The organism is Frankia sp. CoBUL1, assembly GCF_978021245.1.
The window spans coordinates 1-3,591 of the sequence record NZ_CDXDOS010000301.1 but is presented as its reverse complement, the minus strand read 5'-3'; the positions used below and the strand labels follow the sequence as shown (position 1 = coordinate 3,591).

At 69.4% G+C, this 3,591-nt stretch carries 3 protein-coding genes; all 3 read right to left on the bottom strand.

The window, feature by feature from the left end:
- Positions 1-3: 3 nt before the first annotated feature.
- From phnE to AC08OX_RS15885, 3 genes are read right to left on the bottom strand one after another with little or no spacing between them, the layout of a single operon-like run.
- Positions 4-1,590 (bottom strand): phosphonate ABC transporter, permease protein PhnE, encoded by a 1,587-nt coding sequence (phnE, locus tag AC08OX_RS15895; protein WP_476608533.1) that lies wholly within the window; start codon positions 1,588-1,590, stop codon positions 4-6.
- Complete coding sequence (phnC, locus tag AC08OX_RS15890) at positions 1,587-2,348, bottom strand: phosphonate ABC transporter ATP-binding protein (RefSeq protein ID WP_476608532.1); 762 nt, start codon at positions 2,346-2,348, stop codon at positions 1,587-1,589. Before phnC ends, phnE begins: the two co-directional genes overlap by 4 nt.
- Entirely contained in the window at positions 2,345-3,289 is a 945-nt protein-coding gene (locus AC08OX_RS15885) for a phosphate/phosphite/phosphonate ABC transporter substrate-binding protein (RefSeq protein ID WP_476608531.1), read from the bottom strand. Before AC08OX_RS15885 ends, phnC begins: the two co-directional genes overlap by 4 nt.
- Between the last annotated feature and the right edge of the window lie 302 nt (positions 3,290-3,591).

Here is a 3,591-nt window from a genome sequence, read left to right as displayed (position 1 = left end):
GGCTCAATGAACCACCCGGCGTAGCCACACCGCGAGCAACTCGACCAGCAGGACCGTGGCGAACACCAGCACCAGCACGGCCGTGACCACACCGAACTCCAGTACCCGGGAGGCGTTGAGCAGCTGGAATCCGATGCCGCCCGCGCCGACGATGCCCAGCAGCGTCGCCGAGCGGATGTTCGTGTCAAGCTGGTAAAGCACATTCCCGACGAACGCGGGTGCGGCCTGCGGCAGCGTCGCGGCGAAGAACACCTGCCACCGCCCCGCTCCCGTGGCGCGCAGCGCGTCCTCGACACCCGGGTCGACCTCTTCCACGGAGTCCGCGACGAGCTTGCCGAGCAGCCCGACAGCACCGACGCCCAGCGCGAGCGCCCCGGCGACCGCACCGAGCCCGGTGATCACCACGAACACGATCGCCAGCACCAGCTCGGGGATGCCCCGCACGCACACGATCAGCAGCCGAACGACACGCGCGACCGGGGGCGCCACGTTGCGCGCGGCCAGCACCCCGATCGGCAGCGCCAGCACCGCCCCGATCAGCGTGGCCGCGAGCGCAATCTTGACCGTGACCCACAGGTCGTCCAGCAGTCCCGAGATGAACTCCGGCGGCCAGAAGAGGGTCAGCGTGCGCCCGAGATCACCGAGTCCGCCGAAGAACTGGGCCGGCGACAGGTGGGCACCCCAGACCGACGCGAGCACGACGAGCACGGTGAGCGCGGTGTACCCCGTCTTCCGTACCCTCGCGGGTGTCCACGGTGGGCTGATCTGCCCCGGTCGTCGCGGCGCCTGGATCGTGGCCTTCGGGTGCAGGAGCGCGCGGCGGATCGCCCCGGAGGCCAGTTCGACGAGCACGCACAGCACGAGCACGACCAGAGCCAGCGCCATGCCGCGGCGGTAGTCCAGCTGCCCCAGCGACGTCGCGATGGCGCGGCCGAGCCCGTCGATACCCACGAAGCCGAGGACGACCGAGACCCGCAGGTTGATGTCCAGCCGGTGCAGCGCGGTCGCCACGAACGCGGGCAGCACCTGCGGCAGCACGCCGGCCACCAGCTCCTGCCCACGGCCCGCACCGCCCGCGCGCATGGCCTCACGCGGGCCCTCGTCGATCTGCTCGACCGCGTCGGCGTAGAGCTTGCCGACCATGCCGACCGAATGCAGTCCCATCGCGAGAACCCCGGCCAGCGCGCCGAACCCGAACAGCCGAAAGAACACGATCGCCAGCACCACGTCCGGCACCGCGCGGGCCGCGACGATCACTGCCCGCGCGCCGAACCGCGCACCGCGGTGCGGCGCCGTGTTCCCGGCCGCCAAGATCGCAAGCCCCGTGCTGAGCACCACCGACAGCAGCGTGGCGCAGATGACGATCGACATGGTCTGGCCGGTCAGGCGCAGCAGCTCCCCCGCGGTGGGGAAGTCCAGGGGGAGCATCCGGGCGGCGAAGTCGGCCGCGTTCCGCCCGCTGTCGATCAGCGTCGCGACGTTGATCGACAGCGCGGCGAAGGCCCACCCGGCCAGGCCGAGCAGCCCCAGCAGCGCGGCCGTGCCCAGGACCGAATCGGTCCTGGGCCGGGCGAGGGTTCGCCCCGTCACGCGATGGCCCGCAGCGGGCCGGCTCGGTAGATCATGGCGACGGCCTGCTGGTGGTCAAGGTCGCCCGCAGCCTTGTCCAGCACGACCTGGCCCGAGCGCAACCCGACGATCCGGTCGGCCCACGACAGCGCCAGCTCGACCTGGTGCAGGCTGCACAGCACGGTCAGGTTCCGTTCGCTCGCGATTTCGCGGATCAGGCCCATCACCTGCGCCGAGGACTCCGGGTCCAGGGAGGCAACCGGCTCGTCCGCGAGCAGGATCTCCGGGCGTTGCATGAGCGCCCGCGCGACCGCGACCCGCTGCTGCTGCCCGCCCGACAGCGTGTCCGCGCGCTGGAACGCCTGTGACGCGAGCCCGACCCGTTCCAAGTGCTCCAGCGCCTCGAGTCGCACCGCCCCCGGATAGGTGACCAGACCCAGCCGCGGGCCACGCAGCCTGCCGAGCGCGCCGGTGCACACGTTCTCCAGCACCGAGAGGCTGTCGACCAGGTGAAACTGCTGGAACACGAAGCTGATCCGGCGACGCAGCTCCCGCAACCGCGCGCCCCGCGCCTGGCCGACGTCCGTGCCGAGCGCGATGACCCGGCCCGCGCTTGCCCCATGCAGGCCGTCGACGTGCCGCAGGAGCGTCGACTTGCCCGAACCGGACAGCCCCAGCAGGACGACCACCTCGCCGGGCTCGACGGTGAACGACACCTCGTCGAGGGCGAGCGTCTGGCCGAACCGCTTGGTCACCCCCTCGAAGCGGACGGCGCTCACTCCGCCGCCGTGCAGCTCTTGGCCTTCGTGACCTCGCAGACGTGCCGCACCGGGTCGAAGAAGGTGTCGGCGACCTTGACGAAACCCCAGTCGCCGGACTCGTCGACCATGCACTTACCGGGTGTGCAGAACCCATGGGACTCGAGGTAGTCGATGTTCATGTGCTCCTGGATCACTTTGGCGATCTTGTCCTTGAGCGCGGGATCGAGGTCGTCACTGATCGCGATCGGTGATCCGGGGATGAGGTCGGACTTCCACACCGTGGTCAGCTCACCGGCCTTGAGCTGACCCTTCTCGACCAGCTTCTTGTCGACCATCGCGTCGTAGGCGAACCCGGCGTCGCACTGCCCCTTGGCCACGCCGAGCGCCGACGCATCGTGCGTGCCGGCCAGCACCGCGGTGATCTCGCTATCGGGGTTCACCCCGGCGTCGATCAGCCCGGCCCGCGGATAGAGGTAGCCCGAGGTCGAGTTCGGGTCGACGAGGCAGACCTTCTTACCCTTGAAACCCGCGAGGTCGTGAATCGGCGAACCGGTCTTCACCACGCCGTAGGAGCGATAGCCCGGCGAACCACCTTTCTCCGCGAGCGCCGCGGCGACCGCCGTCGCCCGCACTCCGGAGGTGCGGGCGACCAGATAGGACAGTGCCCCGTACAGCGCGATATCGACCTTGCCGCTGCGCTGCCCCTCGATGACGGCGGCGTAGTCGGTTGCCCGCTGGAACCGGATCGTCTTCCCGGTTTCCTTCCGCAGCAAATCGATCGAGGACTGGTAGTCCTCCTGAAGCTTGGCCGACTCCTCGCCCGGAACCGCCGCGAACACCAGTTCGCTGGGGTCACGGGTGCTGCCGTTGCCGTTGTTCGCCGCGCTCTGACCACAGGAAGCCATGAGCACCAGCGCCGCCCCGGCCAGCGCGAGCACGCGCCATCGCTTGTTGACCATGTTTCCTCCTCGTCCGGTACTGCGGGAAGCCTGGAACGCCCGCGTGCCACCGTGGTGAAGCGTCGGCTACGAGCAACCGAACGGCCAGGGCTATCTCACGGCAGACGACCGCACAACCGGAAGAGGCCGTGATAACTCCCATACTGGGATTTCTGGTCCAGGGCTGCGCGAAGGTCGCGTGGTGTGACGGCCCGTTGCGTTAAGTGGCTATGAATTGGAGTGTCCGGCGGCGGTCTCCGGCGATGTGTTCGAGGGCTGTCTCTTATACACATCTGACGCTGCCGACGACTAGTCGAGTGTAG

Coding starts and splice junctions, on each gene's coding strand:
- AC08OX_RS15885 (WP_476608531.1), bottom strand. CDS start 3,289: ATGGTCAACAAGCGATGGCGCGTGCTCGCGCTGGCCGGGGCGGCGCTG.